The organism is Pseudomonas sp. SDO5591_S426, assembly GCF_054070755.1.
On record NZ_JBSVXD010000003.1, the window covers coordinates 19,045 to 37,929 of the forward strand.

At 59.2% G+C, this 18,885-nt stretch carries 14 protein-coding genes; 10 read left to right on the plus strand and 4 right to left on the minus strand.

What is annotated here, in order from left to right; genetic code table 11:
- Positions 1-213: 213 nt before the first annotated feature.
- The 9 genes from ACW9JC_RS01380 to ACW9JC_RS01420 all read left to right on the plus strand — a co-directional run bounded on the left by ACW9JC_RS01380 (position 214) and on the right by ACW9JC_RS01420 (position 14,237).
- Positions 214-1,146: an NAD-dependent epimerase/dehydratase family protein gene (locus ACW9JC_RS01380; protein ID WP_457453110.1), complete on the plus strand. Its 933-nt coding sequence runs from the start codon at positions 214-216 to the stop codon at positions 1,144-1,146.
- Positions 1,147-1,208: 62 nt separating this feature from the next.
- A complete protein-coding gene (locus ACW9JC_RS01385) occupies positions 1,209-4,022 on the plus strand; it encodes a bifunctional glycoside hydrolase 114/ polysaccharide deacetylase family protein (RefSeq protein ID WP_457453112.1) in 2,814 nt (937 codons plus the stop codon).
- The gene (locus ACW9JC_RS01390) at positions 4,000-7,623 is read left to right on the plus strand and encodes a tetratricopeptide repeat protein (protein WP_457453113.1); all 3,624 of its coding nucleotides are present in this window, start codon (positions 4,000-4,002) and stop codon (positions 7,621-7,623) included. Before ACW9JC_RS01385 ends, ACW9JC_RS01390 begins: the two co-directional genes overlap by 23 nt.
- A gap of 29 nt (positions 7,624-7,652) precedes the next feature.
- Positions 7,653-8,171, plus strand: coding sequence for a penicillin-binding protein activator LpoB (locus ACW9JC_RS01395; RefSeq protein ID WP_416127923.1), 519 nt, complete (start codon positions 7,653-7,655; stop codon positions 8,169-8,171).
- 5 nt (positions 8,172-8,176) lie between these two features.
- Positions 8,177-9,541, plus strand: a complete 1,365-nt coding sequence (locus ACW9JC_RS01400) for a PelD GGDEF domain-containing protein (RefSeq protein WP_457453114.1) — start codon at positions 8,177-8,179, stop codon at positions 9,539-9,541.
- A complete protein-coding gene (locus tag ACW9JC_RS01405; RefSeq protein WP_457453115.1) occupies positions 9,519-10,508 on the plus strand; it encodes a HEAT repeat domain-containing protein in 990 nt (329 codons plus the stop codon). The genes ACW9JC_RS01400 and ACW9JC_RS01405 overlap by 23 nt, the downstream gene beginning before the upstream one ends.
- Positions 10,505-12,019, plus strand: a complete 1,515-nt coding sequence (gene pelF, locus ACW9JC_RS01410; RefSeq protein WP_416127920.1) for a GT4 family glycosyltransferase PelF — start codon at positions 10,505-10,507, stop codon at positions 12,017-12,019. The genes ACW9JC_RS01405 and pelF overlap by 4 nt, the downstream gene beginning before the upstream one ends.
- A complete protein-coding gene (pelG, locus tag ACW9JC_RS01415; RefSeq protein WP_457453117.1) occupies positions 12,020-13,390 on the plus strand; it encodes an exopolysaccharide Pel transporter PelG in 1,371 nt (456 codons plus the stop codon).
- 127 nt (positions 13,391-13,517) lie between these two features.
- Complete coding sequence (locus ACW9JC_RS01420) at positions 13,518-14,237, plus strand: hypothetical protein (RefSeq protein ID WP_457453119.1); 720 nt, start codon at positions 13,518-13,520, stop codon at positions 14,235-14,237.
- Positions 14,238-14,246: 9 nt separating this feature from the next.
- On the opposite strand, the gene ACW9JC_RS01425 is transcribed toward ACW9JC_RS01420, so the two are convergent.
- The 4 genes from ACW9JC_RS01425 to ACW9JC_RS01440 form a co-directional block, all read right to left on the minus strand.
- Entirely contained in the window at positions 14,247-14,714 is a 468-nt protein-coding gene (locus ACW9JC_RS01425; protein WP_457453121.1) for a MarR family winged helix-turn-helix transcriptional regulator, read from the minus strand.
- A 171-nt stretch (positions 14,715-14,885) separates the two neighbouring features.
- Entirely contained in the window at positions 14,886-15,338 is a 453-nt protein-coding gene (locus ACW9JC_RS01430; RefSeq protein WP_457453122.1) for an Ohr family peroxiredoxin, read from the minus strand.
- 61 nt (positions 15,339-15,399) lie between these two features.
- On the minus strand, positions 15,400-15,852 hold the full coding sequence (locus ACW9JC_RS01435; protein WP_457453124.1) for an Ohr family peroxiredoxin: 453 nt from the start codon (positions 15,850-15,852) through the stop codon (positions 15,400-15,402).
- A gap of 378 nt (positions 15,853-16,230) precedes the next feature.
- On the minus strand, positions 16,231-17,553 hold the full coding sequence (locus tag ACW9JC_RS01440) for an epoxide hydrolase family protein (RefSeq protein ID WP_457453125.1): 1,323 nt from the start codon (positions 17,551-17,553) through the stop codon (positions 16,231-16,233).
- A 386-nt stretch (positions 17,554-17,939) separates the two neighbouring features.
- Here ACW9JC_RS01440 and ACW9JC_RS01445 point away from each other — a divergent pair, with 386 nt between their 5' ends.
- Positions 17,940-18,857, plus strand: coding sequence for a LysR substrate-binding domain-containing protein (locus ACW9JC_RS01445; RefSeq protein ID WP_457453127.1), 918 nt, complete (start codon positions 17,940-17,942; stop codon positions 18,855-18,857).
- The last annotated feature ends 28 nt before the right edge of the window (positions 18,858-18,885 follow it).

Genomic DNA, 18,885 nt, shown 5'->3' on the forward strand with positions numbered 1-18,885 from the left:
GCAAATTGCCGTACGGCGGCAAAATAGACAACCTATTGACAGTGTCCGCGGGATCTCCCATTATCGGCCCGGTTTTGATGGCCTAGCGCCATAAAAACGTCGGTCGTGACTGGGTAGTTTCCCACGCTTCGCAACCGCAATACGATGAGAAAGCCCACACCGTTAGCGGACTTTGAGCACGAGTATCCGCTTGAATCTTCAGGAAGAAATTTCATGTTCGTTGAGCGAGTACTGGTCACCGGCGGGGCAGGATTTATCGGGTCGCATCTTGTGGAAGCATTGCTGGCCCAGGGTTACAAGGTTCGGGTGCTGGATAACCTGTCCACCGGTAAAGTCAGTAATTTGCCGATGGATAATGCCAACCTGAACCTGGTGATCGGCGATGTCGCCGACAGCGCCGCCGTGGCTCAGGCCATGCGCGATTGCAGTGCGGTCGTTCATTTGGCGGCAGTAGCCTCGGTGCAAGCCTCGGTGGATGATCCGGTCGGTACTCATCAAAGCAACTTCGTCGGCACCCTCAACGTCTGTGAAAACATGTTGAAGGCTGACATCAAGCGCGTCGTGTTTGCCTCTAGCGCTGCCATTTACGGCAACAACGGCGAAGGCTCGGCCATCGACGAAGACACCCCCAAGTCGCCGCTCACGCCGTATGCCAGCGACAAGTTGTCCAGTGAGCATTACCTGGATTTCTATCGCCGTGAGCACGGTCTGGAACCGGTGATCCTGCGCTTCTTCAACATCTTTGGCCCACGCCAGGATCCATCTTCGCCGTACTCCGGCGTGATCAGCATCTTTACCGAGCGGGCACTGAACGGGCAGCCGGTGTCGATTTTCGGCGACGGCGAGCAGACCCGCGACTTCGTCTATGTCCAGGACCTGGTGAGCATTCTGCTCCAGGCCGTGGAGGTGAACGCGCCGCGTCCGGGTGCGGTGAACATCGGGCTCAGCCGCTCCACCAGCCTCAACGATCTGATCGCTGAACTGGGGATGGCCACCGGCAATCCTCTGACGGTCAATCATCAGGCGCCACGGCAGGGCGACATTCGCCATTCGCGCGCCAACAATGCCCGCCTGCTCGAGCGCTTCAAACTCCCGGAACCGACATCCATCGGCAAAGGTCTAGCGCAACTCATCCGCAGTTTGTAACTCGGTCGGTTTTGCTGCCCGACGTTCAAGCATTACTGGTTCAGTCATCTCAAGAGTGAGTTATGGAAATCGTTTTTCGCAGGACGCGTGTCCGCTCGGTCGCCAAGCGACTGTTAGCCGCCCTGGCGCTGTGTGTGAGCGGGCCTGCTGTGCAAGCCGCCGCATTGACGCCTCCTTCCAGCGTGACTTTCTGGTATGCCGACGAGCCGCCAATCTCTGAGCTGGCCCAGTTCGACTGGGCGGTTGTAGAGCCTGGGCACATGACGGCGAGCGATGTCAAAACGTTGCGCAAGCTGGGCAGTGAACCATTTGCTTATGTGTCTGTGGGAGAGTTCGACGGCTCAAAGGCTGACATCACCAAGGCCGGCCTGGACAAGGCTGTCTCTCCGGTGCGAAACGATTCGTGGAACAGCCAGGTCATGGACCTCACGGCACCGGCCTGGCGCGAACATTTGCTCGGGCGTGCCAAGCAGCTGCAAGCCCAGGGTTATGGCGGGCTATTTCTCGATACCCTCGACAGTTTCACCTTACTGCCAGAAGCATCACGTGAAGCACAGCGTGCCGGCCTTGCCAGTTTTCTGCGGGAGCTGCACAAGCAGCAACCAAAACTGAAGCTGTTTTTCAATCGTGGTTTTGAAGTGCTGCCGGAGCTCGACGGCGTGGCGGCAGCGGTAGCTTTCGAGTCGCTGTATGCCGGTTGGGATGCAGCCGCCAAGCGATATCGACCAGTACCGGAGGCGGACCGCCAATGGCTGCTGGACCAGCTGCAACCGTTGCGTGCCAAGGGCATTCCACTGGTGGCGATCGACTATTTGCCACCGGAACGACGTGAGGAGGCCCGCAAGCTGGCCAAGCGTTTGCGCGATGAAGGTTTTATTCCTTTTATCAGCACCCCAGAGCTGAATTCGATGGGTATCAGCAACATCGAAGTGCAGCCGCGACGTGTAGCGTTGGTCTACGACCCGCGCGAAGGTGACCTGGCTGATAATGCCGGTCATACCTATCTCGGGGGGCTGCTCGAATACCTGGGGTATCGCGTCGACTACCTGCCTGCCAACAGCTCAATGCCGGATTATCGCTTCAGTGGCTTGTATGCCGGGGTGATTACGTGGATGACCAGCGGTTCGCCGCAAGATGCTGCGGCGTTCAACCGCTTCATTAGCGCGCGTCTGGACGAGCACGTGCCGGTGGTTTTTTTCTCAGGTCTGCCGATTGAAGACCGGGTTCTGCTCAAACGCATGGGCCTGACCCGCGAAGCCCCGCCGGGTACCCAAACCCTGACCGTTACTCATCAAGACAAGGCGCTGGTCGGCGCTTTTGAAGCACCGGTGGAGCCCCGATCCCGTGATCTGACGGCGGTTTCGGTATTGCCCAAGGGGCCGACACCGGCACTCTCGCTGAGCAATGCAGCAGGCGAAACGTTTGATCCGGTCGTCATTGGCGATTGGGGCGGTCTGGCGCTGGCGCCTTACCTTCTTGAGGTGAACAACGAGCGCAGTCGCTGGATTCTCGATCCCTTCGCCTTCCTCAAGGCAAGCCTGCGTCTGCCTGAGCAACCACGCCCGGACACCACCACAGAAAACGGCCGTCGAATCGCTACCGTACACATCGATGGCGATGGTTTTCCATCCCGCGCCGAAGTGCGTGGCACTCCGTACGCCGGTCGTCATACGCTGGACGACTACATCAAGCCCAACCCGTTCCTGACGTCGGTGTCGATCGTCGAGGGTGAGATTTCGCCGCGCGGCATGTTCCCGCACCTGGCACGTGAACTGGAGCCCATCGCCCGCGAGATCTTCGCCAACCCGAAAGTCGAAGTGGCCACTCACACCTTCAGCCATCCGTTTTTCATGCAACCGGACAAGGCCAGGAAGCGTGAGAATTTCAAACCGGAATATGGCTTGAACATGGCGATACCGGGCTACGACAAAATTGATTTCTATCGCGAGGTTGTCGGTTCTCGCGACTACATCAACCAGCAGCTCACCACCCCGGAAAAACCGGTGAAAATGGTGTTCTGGCCAGGTGACGCCCTGCCTTCGGCGTCGACGCTGAAGATTGCCTACGATGCCGGTCTGAAAAACGTCAACGGCGCGGAAACGATGATGACCAAGGCCGATCCGTCGCTGACCGGGTTGAACCCTTTACTGCGTCCCACCGAGGGCGGCTTGCAGTACTACGCGCCAATCATCAACGAGAACCTCTACACCAACCTGTGGCACGGCCCCTACTACGGCTTCCGCGAATTGATCGAGACCTTTGAATTGACTGACAGCCCAAAGCGTCTGCGGGGCCTGCACCTTTACTACCACTTCTATTCAAGCACCAAGCAAGCCTCGATCAAGGCCATGCACGAGATCTACGGCTACATGCGTGAGCAGAATCCGATGTCGCTGTGGATGAGCGACTACATCGATCGATTGCATGGCTTGTACCAGGCCAGCCTGGCGCGGACCGCCGATGGCAGTTGGCAGATTCGCGGCATGGATGCGTTGCGCACCGTGCGCCTGGACCCGCAAATGGGCTGGCCGGATTTGCTGCGATCGCAAGGCATTGCCGGTGTTCGAGATATACCGCAAGGCCGCTATGTGGCCCTGAGCAGCGACCGGGCATTGCTGGTCCTGCGTCCTGATCGGGACGGCCGCCCGGCGCTGGAGGAAGCCAATTTGCCTCTGCTGAGTTGGCAGTACCTGGATGATCAACGAGTGAGCTTTTCGTTTGCCGGGCAGTTTGATCTGACCTTCTCGGTACGGTCGGCGAGTGCCTGCCGGGTCGAAGTGGATGGGCAGCGTTTTGCAGGCAAGTCGTCTGCGGGCCTTTGGACTTTTCAATTACCAATGAAGCAGGTGAGTAATGGTCAGCTCCTCTGCAACTAAAAAAAGCCGCCTGCTCAACCCATGGGCATTGGCGGTGGTGACGGTTGCCGTGGGAGGTCTGCTGTGGGCGACCTTCCAGCGTGAAGAAGTATTCCAGCCCGATGGCCGTGAACCGGATGCGGTCTCGGCCAACTATGCCGAGTTGCTGCTGGCGGCCCACCCGGATGACGATCACCTGCGTATGCAACTGATCGATCTGCTGATTCGTCTGGGTGAGTACGACAAGGCGCGGCGGCACCTGGAGGCCTGGCCTCATCCGAAGGCGGAGGTTCAGGCATTTTATCGTTTGCAGCTTGACGCATTGGTTGCCGAGAGCAGCAACGATCTGATTGCGCAGCAAGCCTTGGTTGAGCGGATGAAAACCTTCGATCATCGCAAGTTGCCGACGCCGCAGCTGCAAACCCTGGCCAAGCTGGCGCTGGAGTTGCAGGCCCCGGCGTACGCCGCTGGCGTCTACGAAGAAATTGCCAACCGTGAACCGAAGTTGCGTACCGAATCGTTGAGATCTGCCGCCCAGTGGTATATGGCCGGTGAACAGCCTGGGCATGCGGCTGATATCTATCAGCAGCTCAAAAGAGAAGCCCAGGTCAGCGCCGAGCGTCGCGAATTTGCAAAGCTGGCTTTTGACAGCCTGCTGTCCGCCGGTCGTGGTGACCAGGCCGCACAGGTGCTTGCCGATGAGCTACCGCAGCTGACCAATCCGCAAACCGACATTGCCTGGCTGGAACAGGGCGTTGATGTCGCGGTAGCGAACAAGCGTTTTGATCTGGCACAGCAAGTGCTCAAGCAGTGGCAGATTTTGCAACCGGATAACCCGCAAATCCCGTTGAAGGCTTTCCATGTGCGACTGGCCATCGGCGACCTGGCGGGTGCCTGGGAAACCGGTCAGCAATTGGTGATCGACCACCCCCAGGATCAGGCGTTGCTTGAGCAAATGGCTCTGCTGGGTCAATGGCGTGGAGAGAACGAGGCCGCGTTGACCTACTGGATCAGTCTGCTGAGGTTGCGCGAAGACCCGAAGCTGCGCGAGCACGCGTGGCGTCTGGGGAGTCAGCAGTTTGATTTCGATCGCTCGATCCCATTGCTCGAAGAGATCATGGATCAGCGCGCGCTGACTGACATCGAACTCGATGCACTGAACTACGGTCATGAATCGCGAGGCACACCGAACGAGGCCGAAGCCTGGTTCCACAAGTACTTGCGCAAGTACCCGTCGCATCGCCTGGCGTGGACGCGCTTGCTGCAGAACCTGGAAAACACCGGGCAGTTCGAGAGCAAGACCAAGGTTTATGAGAGCTATGCCAAACGCTTCAAGCTCAATACCACCGAGCAGGTCGACTGGGCCAACACCTACCTGAAATTGTTCGATAACAAATCCGCATGGAAGGTGGTTCAGGACGATGACCAGACCATCGACGACGAGCATTACTGGCACGCCCGTGCGTCCCTGGCCTGGGAACTGGAGCGCGATGAGGATTTACGGGTTTCGCTGGAAAAACTGCTTGCGATCAATGGCAAGTTGACCAGTGGCGACGAGAGCCAGTTGATCACCATGTATCGCACTCGCGATCCTCAACGCGCCTTGACGTTGACGATTGGCAGCTGGGAGCGCACCCGGGATCCGCAACGCCTGGTCGAAGCGTTGCAGCAAGCTCAGGAGTTGGACGACTGGTCGCGAGTGGTATCGCTGCTTGAAGATGCCGAGCAATATCCGGATGCCTTTGATCAAGCTCAGGTGCTGGCGATGCGGGGTGCACTGGCGGCCAAGCAGGGGAATGCCGATGAGGCCGAACGCCTGTATCAACTGGGCTTGTCGCGTTACCCCACTGACAACTTGTTCCGCGAGCGACTGGTGTGGTTCTACGTTGACCAGGCGGACACCGCGAAACTCAAGCCTCTGATGACCCAGTGGCGCGATTATGCACGCCAGGACCGACTGCTGTGGCTGCCGTTCGCCAGTGCCAGCCAGTTGCTGGGCCGCGACGCAGAAGCACTCGCCTGGTATCGCATGTACCTCAAAAGCAGTCCGCAGGACTGGCTGGTGCGGGCGGCCTATGCCGATGCATTGGAAAGCGCCGGTTATGAGGATGCAGCCCAGCGATTGCGCCTGAAGCTGCTGCGCAGTCCGGAAGGTGAGGACATAAAACCCTCGTCTCAGCGTTACGCTGTCTGGCTGCGCCTGATGACCACCAGTTATTCGCCGAAAAAGGCGCAGCACGAGTTGTTGAGGTGGAAGGACGGTTCGCCGGCGATGTTGCAAATGTGGTTCGAACGCCTGCTGGCGCGCCTCGATTCCACCAATTCGGAATCCCAAAAGGATGATTGGCTGGCGTGGGCACGTAGCCATGGCTTGAAGGTCGAACGCTACGAGCAGATTCAGGAAGCCCTGCGTAGCCGTAACAAGTCGCAAGTCGAAACCCTGCTGGCCCGTAGCGACTTGAACCCTGCGCAACGGGCTCAGGCGCTCAATCGCCTGGGGCGTCTGAACGAAGCCCTCGACACCAGCCTGACAGCGCTCGGTGACGAGCAGCCGGAAGCGGTGCGCGAACAGCTGCGTCGCCAGGCCGTGGAAATCCACGAGCGCACGCCGCAAGGCGCGCAGTTGTCGTGGCAAGAGCAGGATTTCGGCGGAATTGAGTTCAACGCGCCGCGTCTGCAAATCGCGCACAACCTGGGCGATAAGTGGTACGCCGATCTTGAGCTTGAACAGGGCGACTACAGCGGTGACGAAATCGAATCATCGAAAATCGGCGAAGAGCGTAATGCCGCCCTGACCCTGCAACGTGCAGTGGATAACGGCAGCTACAAACTGTTCGCAGATACCAGCCAGCGCGATGATGACGACCGCAACGGCCTGGGCCTGTCCCGGACCTGGCAGATGGGCGTGAGCGATGAACTGGAAACCGGTGTTGATTGGCATCGCAAAAACGAAGACAGCGGTTTGATGCGTGCCTTCGGCCAACAGGACCGTGTGTACCTGGGTGGTCGCCACAGCCTCACGGCCCGCGATCAGTTTAGTTGGGAAGTCGCACAGCGGTCGTTTTCCACCCGTGCGGGTGACGATCTGGGCGATGGTCATGCGCTGAAAATGGAGTACAACCACACGCTGGAATTTGCCGGTCCCAACTGGACGGTGCGCAGCGGTGTCGATTACCAGAAGAACCGGGTCAAGGACAAAAATCTGGATTATCTGTCCAGTAATTTTGGCGGGCCGGTCATCAGGGCGGCGCCTGAGCAGACGTTCGACCCGGATACCGGTGAGCCCGATCCGATCAATCCACTGGATATCGAGACCGTCACCGCCAGCGACTTGCTGCAAAGCCGCTACGGCCAACTGTATTTCGGCAGTTCCTGGCGCCGTGGTTTGCCCGGCGCACTGGTACGCACCAAGCCGCAATACACCTGGCTGGTGGACCTGACGGCAGGCTGGCAATGGACCGATCAAACCTTCAACTACGGCATCAACACTGGCATCGGCGTCGAAGTGCTGGGTGACGACGAACTGGCCCTGACCTTCGGCTACCAATCCGCGCCACAAGGCGGGGACGGCAAGGCCGGCGGAACACTGGGTGTGAGCTACGGCGTGCGTTTCGGACGCTGATCATGGAATTTTCTACGGGAGAAAAACGTATGCAAGCAATTCGTAATCTGAGCCTGGCGCTGGCGGTCCTGTTCGTCGCCGGTTGTGCCAGCTTCACCGACGAAAGCAGCCCGAGCCTGCCGCGCACTGCGCAGTGGGGCATCGTGCCGATGGTCAACTATTCGCAGACGCCGCAGGCCGGTGAACGCAGCGAGCAGATCCTGCTCAGCGTGCTCAGCAGCCACGGTTTGCAACCACGGGTTTACCCGGCCAGCACTCAAGGCGAACAAGCGTTGATGGACGACAACGAGCGTCTGGCCGGTGCCCTTGATTGGGCGCGTGAGCAGAAACTCGATTACGTCGTGGCCGGTAGCGTCGAAGAGTGGCAGTACAAGAATGGTCTGGACGGTGAGCCGGCGGTGGGCATCAGCCTGCGCGTGCTCGACGCCAGCAGTGGCCAGGTACTCTGGAGCAAGAGTGGCGCACGTGCCGGTTGGTCCCGTGAAAGCCTCGCGGGCACCGCGCAAAAGGTGCTCGACAAACTTGTTGGCGCCCTTCGGTTCGAGTGATCGCAATGAATTCTCCACACATGGATTACAGCCTGGCGCCTCGCGCCAGTGGCCCGGTGTCTTGGCTGGAAACGTTCCTCGTGACCGGCCTGGTCATTGGACTCGGCCTGTGGCTGACCCCGCAAGATCCGTTGCAAATGCACGGAGGGTTCCCCTGGCCGATTCTGGCGCCGCTGCTGTTGGGTGTGCGTTACGGTTTTGTCCGCGGCCTGCTCAGCGCCGCGTTGTTGGTAATGGCGGTATTCGCCCTGCGCTACAGCGGCCATGCCGGCTACGCGCAGCTTGAGCCGTCGTGGATTGTCGGCGTGCTGGTGTGCGGCATGCTGGTGGGCGAGGTTCGCGATCTGTGGGAGCGACGCCTGGAGCGTCTGCAGATGGCTAACGATTATCGCCAGTATCGTCTCGATGAATTCACCCGGGCGCATCAGATCCTGCGGGTCTCCCACGACCGACTGGAACAGCGCGTGGCGGGCAGTGACCAAAGCTTGCGCAGTTCCTTGCTGGGCTTGCGCGAAAGACTGCGGGTGATGCCGGAAGAGGGCGATGCCCTGGCGGCACTGGCTGATCCGATCGTCGCGGTGTTTGGTCAGTACGGCGCACTGCGGGTGGCCGGTCTGTATCGGGTCGACGAGCGCGGTGAGCGGGTATTGCCTACACCTCTGTCGACCATCGGCGTCATGGGATCTCTGGATACCGAAGACGGCCTGGTCAAGCTGTGCCTGGAGCGTGGCGAACTGGTGAGTGTGCGTCAGGAGTTGCTCGAAGCGGGCAGCTCGGCGCAGTTCTCGTCGTTGCAGGCGTGCATTCCGTTGATCGATGCCGAGGGGCGTTTGCTGGCGGTGCTGGCGGTGCGGCAAATGCCGTTCTTTGCGTTCCAGGATCGTACCCTGAGCCTGCTGGCGCTGTTGGCCGGGCACATCGCCGACCTGTTGCTGCGTGATGTGCAGGTGCTGCAACTGGTCGATGCCGATGCGCAGCATTTCACCCTGCAACTCAAGCGCTCGCTGGTCGACGTCGAGCAGCACAAATTGTCGGCCGGTCTGTTCGCTTTTGAAATGACCCGCGCCAACGAAGAGCTGACACGCTTGCTGGAACGCAGTCAGCGTGGTCTGGACTTGCACTTGCCGCTGCGCAACAACCGCGATCATCAGCTGCTGCTGGTGCTCCTGCCGTTGACCAGCCCGCAAGGCACCGAAGGCTACCTGGCGCGGATCAACCTGCTGATCCACGAACACTTCGGCATTGAAAGTGACATGGATAGCCTCGGCGTGCGGGTCATGCCGTTCAACCTGGAGCCTGGTGAACCCAACGGGCTGCGTAATTACCTGTTCAACGAGTGTGGTCTGAATGATCAGCAAGTGGCTGTTTAGCGGAGCCTTGTTGTTAGAGGCGGGCAGTTGGGCCAGTTTGTGGACCGACTTGCCCGAGGCGCATCAATTGCTGGTGTTCACCCTCAGCCATGGCCTGGCCTGCATGATGTTGTGCGGCGCGGTCTGGCTGCTGTTGCCGGCGCGTTACCGCTCGCCGCTGCCGTGGAGCCCGCTGTTCATTTTCAGCCTGGCATTCTTTGTGCCGGTGCTGGGTGCGGTCGGCGTGGTCGCGGCGATCTTCCCGGCGCTGTACCTGCCGCGCAAACGCGACAAGCAGGCCTGGCAAGCGGTGGGCATTCCGAGCCTGCCGTATCGGGCGCAGACAAATTTGCATTCGCCCATTTTCGCCGATGGCGGTTTGCAGGATGTGTTGCGCCATGCACCGGACCCGGATCAACGTCTGGCCGCCTTGCTGGCGACCAAGCGCATGCCCGGCAAAGATGCGGTGCCGATTCTCAAACTGGCACTGGGCGACCCGAGCGATGACGTACGGCTGTTGGCCTACTCGATGCTCGACAAACAGGAAAGCGACATCAACCTGCGCATCCAGATCGCTCTGGGCCAACTGCACGGTGCCACCGCCAAAGCCGCGGGTGTGCTGCACGGCACGCTGGCGCGCTGGTATTGGGAACTCGCCTATTTGGGCCTGGCGCAAGGCAGCGTGCTTGAGCACGTGCTCGATCAGGCCAACGAACATGCCGAACAAGGCCTGCTAGCGGGCGAGGGCGGTGAGCTGTTTCTGCTGGCCGGGCGCATTGCCCTGGAGCGCGGTGACATCGAGCGCGCCGAAGTGCTGCTGACCCAGGCTCAGGAAAACGGCATGGGCGCGGCGCAGATTCTGCCGTTCCACGCCGAGCTCGCGTTCGAGGCCGGTCGTTACCACGAAATCCCAGGGTTGCTCGCCAGCCTTCCGGAGAAAACCCGTCAGCGCCCACCCTTCGCTGACCTGGTGAGGAGCTGGACATGAGTCACAAGGAAGAGGCGCCGCTGGCCGACATCTGCCTGCTGCTCGAAGGCACCTGGCCTTATGTGCGCGGTGGCGTGTCGAGCTGGATTCACCAGATGATCCTCGGTTTGCCCGAGGTGACGTTCTCGGTGATGTTCATCGGCGGACAGCGCTCGGCGTATGGCGAGCGACGCTATCAAGTACCGTCCAATGTGTTGCACATCGAGGAAGTCTTCCTCGAAGACGCGACCCATCCGACCGACACCCGGGGCACGCCGCGCGAGGCCGACCTGCAGCAGTTGCAGGATTTGTATCGCTTCCTGCATCACCCGGATGCACCGGAACCAGCGCTGGGCGAAAGCCTGCTCGACAGCATCGCCCAAGGCCGTTTGACCCTCGACGACGTGCTGCGCAGCCGCGCCAGTTGGGAGGCGTTGAGCGAAGGTTATCGCCTGCATTGTGCCGACCCGTCGTTCATCAACTATTTCTGGACCCTGCGCTCGATGCAGTCGCCGTTGCTGATGCTCGCCGAGGCGTCGCGACGCATGCCGCGGGCGCGGGTGCTGCACTCGATTTCCACCGGTTACGCCGGGTTGCTGGGCTGCATCCTCAAGCAACGCTGGAACTGCACTTACCTGCTCAGCGAGCACGGGATCTACACCAAGGAACGCAAGATCGACCTGGCCCAGGCCAGCTGGATCGCCGAGAGTTCAGGGCAGGCGCTCAACCGCAGCCTCGACGCTGGTTCGGGTTACATCCGTACCTTGTGGGTGCGCTTCTTCGAGCGCATCGGTCAGCTGACGTACAACAGCGCCGACAGCATCATCTCGCTGTATGACGGCAACCGTCAGCGGCAAATCAAGGACGGCGCTGACCCGGTCCGCACCCGGGTCATTCCCAACGGCATCGATTTGCCGCAGTGGACCGCCGCGCTCGAATCCCGTGCGCCAGGCATTGCGCCGGTGGTGGGGCTGATCGGGCGTGTGGTGCCGATCAAGGACGTGAAGACCTTTCTGCGGGCCATGCGCGGCGTGATCAGCGCCATGCCCGAGGCCGAAGGCTGGATCGTCGGACCGGAAGAGGAAGACCCGGAATACGTCAGCGAATGCCGCAGCCTGATGGCCAGTCTGGGGCTGGAGGGCAAGGTGCATTTCCTCGGCTTCCAGCGCATTCAGGAGATTCTGCCGCAACTGGGCCTGATGGTGCTGACCTCGATCAGCGAGGCGCAACCGCTGGTGATTCTCGAAGCCTGGGCCGCCGGCACGCCGGTGGTCAGCAGTGACGTGGGTTCGTGTCGCGAGCTGATCGAAGGCGGTAGCGCCGAAGATCGTGACCTCGGTTTGGCCGGCAAAGTGGTCGCGATTGCCGACCCGCAAGCCACCAGCGTGGCGATCCTTGAACTGTTGCGCAGCCCGCAACGCTGGCAGGCCGCTCAGGCCAGCGGCTTGCTACGGGTCAATCGTTATTACACCGAAGCCTTGATGCTGCAGCGTTATCGCGACTTGTATCAAGCCGCCATGGAGAACAGTTAAATGGCCGGGATTGGCTTCGAACTCCGCAAGATCCTGTCGCGCGATTCCTACACCGCGACCTTGCATGCCTACGTTTATGCCGGGCTGATCAGCTCCGGTCCCTGGGTGCTGTCGATCATCAGCGTGATGCTGGTGGGGATCATCAGCCTGAGCCGTGTCGTGCCCAATACGCTGGTGGGGCAGTTCCTGGTGACGGTGACGTACCTGATGGCCAGTTCGCTGATCCTCACGGGCGGCTTGCAACTGTTTTTCACCCGGTTCGTTTCCGACCGTCTGTTCGAGCACAAGTACGATCAGATCCTGCCCAATCTGGTGGGTGTGCTGTTGCTGGTCACCATTGGTGCCGGGTTGCTGGGTATCGTTGTGCTGAGCGTGTTGTTCGATCAGCCGCTGATGTACCGGTTGCTGGTGCTGGCGAACTTCGTGGTGCTGTGCAACCTGTGGATGGTGATCATCTTCCTCTCGGGGATGAAAGCCTATAACCGCATCCTGCTGGTGATGCTGGTGGGCTACACGCTGATGGTCATAAGCGCATACCTGCTGAGCTTCCTGGGGATAGCGGGCCTGCTGTTGGCGTTGTTGATCGGGCACAGCACGCTGCTGTTCCTGTTTCTCTACGACATCCTGCGCGAATACCGTGCCGAGAAATTGGTGGCCTTCGATTTCCTTGAGCGCCGCCAAGTGTTTGTCAGCCTGCTGGTGACCGGGTTTTTCTATAACTTTGGCATCTGGATCGACAAGTTCATCTTCTGGTTCAACCCCGGCACTTCGAACGTCGTCGTCGGCCCGTTGCGCGCCTCGATCCTGTATGACTTGCCGATCTTCCTCGCGTACCTGGCGATCATTCCCGGGATGGCGGTGTTCCTGGTGCGCATCGAAACCGATTTCGCCGAGTGGTATGACCGACTGTTCCGGGCCGTTCGCGAGGGTGAAACCCTGCAGCACATCGGCTCGCTGAAAACCGAAATGACCCTGTCGATCCGCCAGGGCCTGCTGGAAATCTGCAAGGTGCAAGGGCTGACCGTGGTGCTGTTGTTCCTGTTCGCGCCACGCTTGCTGGACTGGCTGGGGATCTCCAGTTACTACCTGCCGCTGTTCTACATCGACCTGATCGGGGTGAGCATCCAGGTGGTGTTCATGGCGTTGCTCAACGTCTTCTTCTACCTCGACAAGCGCGCCGTAGTGCTGGAACTGTGCGTGATCTTCGCGGTGTTGAACGCAGGGTTGACCCTGCTCAGCATGCACCTTGGCCCGAGCTTCTTCGGCTACGGCTTTACCCTTTCGTTGCTGGTCTGTGTGTTGCTTGGGCTGCACCGGTTGTCCACGGCGCTGGAAGACCTTGAGTACGACACCTTCATGTTGTCGCGCTGATACTTCATTGCGGTAGAAAAAGGCACTGGCGATAAACCGTCAGTGCCTTTTTTATTGGGCAAGCAGTTTGCCGGTGATGCCAAGGCGTATTCTCTGATGAATGCCAATCCTGTCGGAGCCAGTACCCATGAGCGATCTATTGCAAAAAATCCTCGACGCCCATGGCGGCCTGGAGCGCTGGAACCGTTTCACCACGCTCAACGCCACCATCGTTTCGGGCGGCGAGTTGTGGGGGATCAAAGGTGTGGTGCAAGACACGATGCCCCGCGAGATGACCGTCAGCCTGCACCAGCAACAGGCTTCGGTTACGCCTTTCGGCAATCCTGATTGGCGCACGGCATTCCGGGCTGATTACATCGCTATCGAAACCACGCAAGGCGAAATCGTGCGCGAACGGCTGAACCCTCGCGAGGCATTCGCCGGGCATGGCATGGAAACGCCTTGGGACCCGTTGCATCGCGCGTATTTCAGCGGTTATGCGATGTGGACGTACCTGACGACGCCGTTTTTCATGGCGCTGCCCGGCTTCAATGTGAGCGAGATCGAGCCTTGGCACGAAGGCCAGGAGATTTGGCACGGGCTGCGGGTCGAGTTTCCAGAACACATCGCCAGTCACAGTCGCTTCCAGGATTTCTACTTCAGCGACGACTTTCTGCTGCGCCGCCATGACTACCACGTCGATATCGCCGGCGGGTTTGCCGCTGCTCAATACGTGAGTGATTACGTCGAGGCTCAAGGCCTGCGTTTCCCGACGCGGCGCAGAGCTTATCTGCGCGACGAAAATCTGCAGCCACTGCGGGAGCGGTTGATGGTGTCGATTGACTTGAGCGACTTTCGTCTGAGCTAGGGAAGCCTTTTACTCCGCGTCGTGACGGTCTTTGGTTGTCCGGATGAGGTTGTTGCGCAGCTTCACAATCGCCTGCTGCATTAGTACGAAATCCTCAGGATCAAGACCGGTTTGCGGGAAGCCTTCTTCGGTCAGTTCTCCGCGCAGTTTTCGACCTTCTTTTGTGAGACTGATCCGCACCTGGCGTTCGTCTTCCGGGTCGCGCTGGCGTAGCAGGTAACCCATCGCTTCGAGTTTTTTCAGGATCGGCGTGAGGGTGTTGGATTCGAGGAACAGCTTTTCACCGAGGCTGCCAACGGTCTGGTCGTCTTGTTCCCACAGCGCCACAAGGGTGATGTATTGCGTATAGGTCAGGCCGAGCCGTTCGAGCATTGGCTTGTACGCCTTGCCGAAGGCGAGGTTGGAGGAATAGACCGCAAAGCACAGGAAGTCGGAGAGCTTCAGGTCGAGGGCGGATGTCTTTTCGGTGGGTTTCATGCGCGTTCTCTCTGGGCAAAGACGGATGGGTTGCAAGCTCGGACTATACATCGCATGCGATGGTGTCGGAAGTGCTCAGACCTTTGCCATTCAATGTCCACGTGTAACCGGCCGGTAAAGCCGACGGCCGGTCCACCGGGAAACACCCTGGTGGACCGGCCGTGGACTGCGTTACGCGGTCTGGACGTTGATGGCGACATCAATGTTGCCGCGTGTTGCCTTGGAGTACGGGCAGATGGCATCGGCGTTGTGCGCCAGTTCGGTCGCGATTTCGTGTGACAGGCCCGGCACGCGCAGGGTCAGTCGGGCCTGGAGGAAGTAGGCCGCGCCGGTCTGGCCCAGATCGACTTCGATGTCGACAGCGGTATCGGCCGGCAGCGTCACCTTCAGTTGTTGTGCAGCCAGACCCACCGCCGCGATGTAGCAGGCCGACCACGCTCCGGCGAACAGTTGCTCGGCTTTCGGGTGCGGCTGCACGCCGGTGAACACGTGTGCCGGTGTGGCGCTGCCCGGGGACGACAGTTCGATGTCGAGGTTGCCGTTATGACCGCGCGAGGTAGTGCCGGCGCTGCTCAGGGTGGTGTGGGTTTTGCCGCTGGCCAGTACTTTTTCGATTTTGCTCATGATGATTCCCTCAGGTTTTTCAATTATGTGCTACGTGTACGCTAACATCGCATGCGATGTATTAAGCCGTAATAACGTTCAGGGCTACGTCGATATTGCCGCGTGTCGCTTTCGAGTACGGGCAGATGGAATCGGCGATGTGTGCCAGTTCGGTCGCGACATCGTGTGCCAGCCCCGGTACGCGCAGGGTCAGTCGGGCCTGAAGGAAGTAGGCCGGACCAGTCTGGCCCAGGTCCACTTCGATGTCGACGGACAGGTCTGCGGGCAGTGCGATGTTGCGCTCGGCGGCAACCAGGCCAACCGCTGCGGTGTAGCAGGCCGACCATGCGCCGGCGAACAATTGCTCGGCTTTCGGGTGCGGCTGGGTAGCGGCGAATACATGGGACGGTTGGGCGGAACCGGGGGACGACAACTCGATGTCGAGGGTGCCGTTGTGACCGCGTGAGGTTTTGCCGGCGCTGCTGAAGGTGGTGTGGGTTTTGCCAGTGGCCAGTACTTTTTCGATCTTGCTCATGGGGTGATTCCTTAAGAGTTGTAGTGTATACGATTACATCGTATGCGATATGATTGGTGTGGAAAACGGTTTATCAATCGTCTGCTGCAGTGACCCAGTTGTTGCCGTTGTGACCTTGGGCAGCGCGAGCGGTGGTATTGAAGAGGGTGTAGGTGCTTGCGGTGTTCATGGTTGAATCTCCAAACGGCAACGGGTTTATGTTGTTGGTTGCTTTCGATTAGATCGCATGCGATGGATTAATATTCTGCCAAACCCCCAACGATGTCAAAGATTATTTTTCGCCTCGACGACGAACGGTAGAAGCGGGTGGATTGGCCCACCCGCCATCCTGATACTTAGCCAACAGGAATCAGGTATCGATGCTAAGAGCTGGCGCGCTTAGCGCAGGGTCTTGAACCCGGCCCGGACTTCCTGCGAGAAAAGCGCTGGCTGCTCCCATGCAGCAAAGTGCCCGCCTTTGGGAAGCCTGTTGTAATGCACAAGCTTGGGATATGCCTGCTGCGACCAACTTCTCGGCGCCGTATACAGTTCATCGGGAAACACGCTGACCGCCACCGGGATGTTGACGCCCTTGACGGCGAAGAAGGTCGACTTGTTTTCCCAATAGAGCCGAGCCGAGGAAAGGGCAGTCTTGGTCAACCAGAACAGCGTGATGTTGTCGAGGACGTCATCGGGTGTGAGGCCTTCCGGATGACCGTCGATGGAGCGCGCGATCATCTCGTAGCTTTTAGGGTCGTGATCAAGCATGAACGCCGCCAAACCTACGGGTGAGTCGGTGATACCGGTGAGCGACTGAGGCCTGTCGCCCATCATGATTGCGTAGCCGATGTGCTTGTAGGTGTTGGCGAGTTGATCGGCCGCCAGTTTCTCTTCCCCGGAAAGACCACTCGGGACCGGGTCGCCACGGAACAATGCCGCATCCAGTTCAGGCGGAATCACGCCAGGCATGTTCGAGTGAATACCGATCAGGCCAGGTGGCGCCTTTGCAGCCATCAGGTCGACGACGATAGCGCCCCAGTCGCCACCTTGCGCCCCATACCGGGTGTAGCCGAGGCGCTTCATCAACTCGATGTAGGCATCGGCGATACGAACAGGATTCCAACCGGCCTCGGTCGGTTTCTCCGAGAAGCCGTAACCCGGCATCGATGGAATGACCAGGCTGAACGCATCGGCGGCGTTGCCTCCGTGCGACTCAGGATCGGTGAGCGGACCGATGACTTTCATCAGCTCGATCACCGATCCAGGCCAGCCGTGCGCCATGAGCAGCGGCAGTGCATTTTCGTGTTTGGAGCGGATATGGATGAAATGTATATCCAGGCCATCAATCCGGGTGATGAAGTTGGGAACTGCGTTTATTTTCGATTCAATTACACGCCAGTCGTACTTTGTCGCCCAGTGTCTGGCCAGTTTTTGAATCGTCGCAAGTTGTACGCCTTGCGATGAGTCGTTAACTATTTCCTTGTCCGGCCATCTTGTTGCTTGTATGCGTCTGCGCAACTCTGAAAGTTCTGACTCCGGGGCGCTGAAATGAAAGGGACGTATTTCGGTGGAAGCACTATTTGTTGTTTTTTGATTATTGGTCATAGCGTCAGTCTTGATTGAGAAGCCGAGTAGCCCTAGGGGAGCTGCCGCGCAGGTCACGGCAGCAGCGCCGCAAAATTTGCGTCTGCTAAGGGAAAGTTGTTTGTTGTTTTTGGGCATGCAGATTCCTCAGGCGCGAAGTCACACGTAGAGCCCCTTTAATGGAAACTGCTATTAGTTATAACTTTTCACGGGATTATCGAAGTTCAAATAGTACAAACGACAGTAACTATCTGACGGGCCTGATTTTATAGGCGAGGTCAGGTGCCGAATAGAACGGAAAAAGCGATCATCTTCGGCTTTTCCGCCCATCCCGTTTGCGCCACCACTCGTCGCCAAGACTTAACACGAGCTTTGACATCATCAGGACTTTGCTTGAGTATTTATCTATCGCGTACGATTCAATCGTATACATCTAATGAATTTTGAGAAAGCCCCATGAGTAAAACCGAAAAAGTCCCGGTCATCTGCGACCGTGCCTATAGCCGTCCCAGAGGCCGTGCTTCATGAAGCTGATCCAGCTGCGCGCCTTCTGCTCGGTGGTCGACATGGGCAGTTTCCGTTCGGCAGCGCGAGAGCTGGACGTTGCGCAAAGCACGTTGACAGAGTCGATTCAAAGTCTGGAAAAGGAACTGGGCGTCACCTTGCTCGTGCGCTCCAATCAAGGCATCAGCGTGACCCTGGCCGGCAAGGTTTTCCTGCCCCGGGCGCGCTCGATCATTCTGGATTGCGATCGCGCGGTTCAAGACGTCCGACAGTGGAATGGCCTGCCCGAAGGGCAGATCGCATTGGGTGTCACCGTGGAGCCGTTGGCGGCGTGCCTGATGCCGGTCTTCAGCAGTTTTACCCGCCGATTTCCAAAGGTGCAGCTGCATGTCGCCAGTGGCAAGACGAAGATGCTGATCGAGATGATTCGCGCTGGCCGGCTCGATTTCGTGATGTGCCCCTTGAGCTCCAACGTTTGCGATATCGACCTGCAGATCGAGCGGCTCTACAGCTCGAAGTCCAGCGTGATTGCGCGCAAGGGACATCCGCTTGCGGGTGCTCGCTCAGTGCACGACCTCGCTGATTGTCAGTGGATAAGTGTCCGCCCGGCCGGGGTCGTCGGCAGTGCGGAAAATCATCTGGTCGAGCTGTTCAGAGCCCAGGGTTTGCCGCCGCCAAAGATCGCGATCACCACCGAGTCGCTGCTGGAAATCCTGCACATCATTTCCGAGACGGACTACCTGACCATTGAGCCCGGGATGCTGCCCGGCATGAAGCTGTTTTCCTCGTCGCTGATCAGCATTTCGATTCGCGAGCCGCTGGAGTCGAATGAGGTGTGCCTGATCAGCCGTCGAGTGTCACCCTTCACCCAGGTCACACAAGAGCTGACCAGCATGCTGATCTCTTACTCGCGCTTGCGTCATCGCGCCAGAGGGTGAGCCCGGAGCGGCTCACAGATCCTTTCCA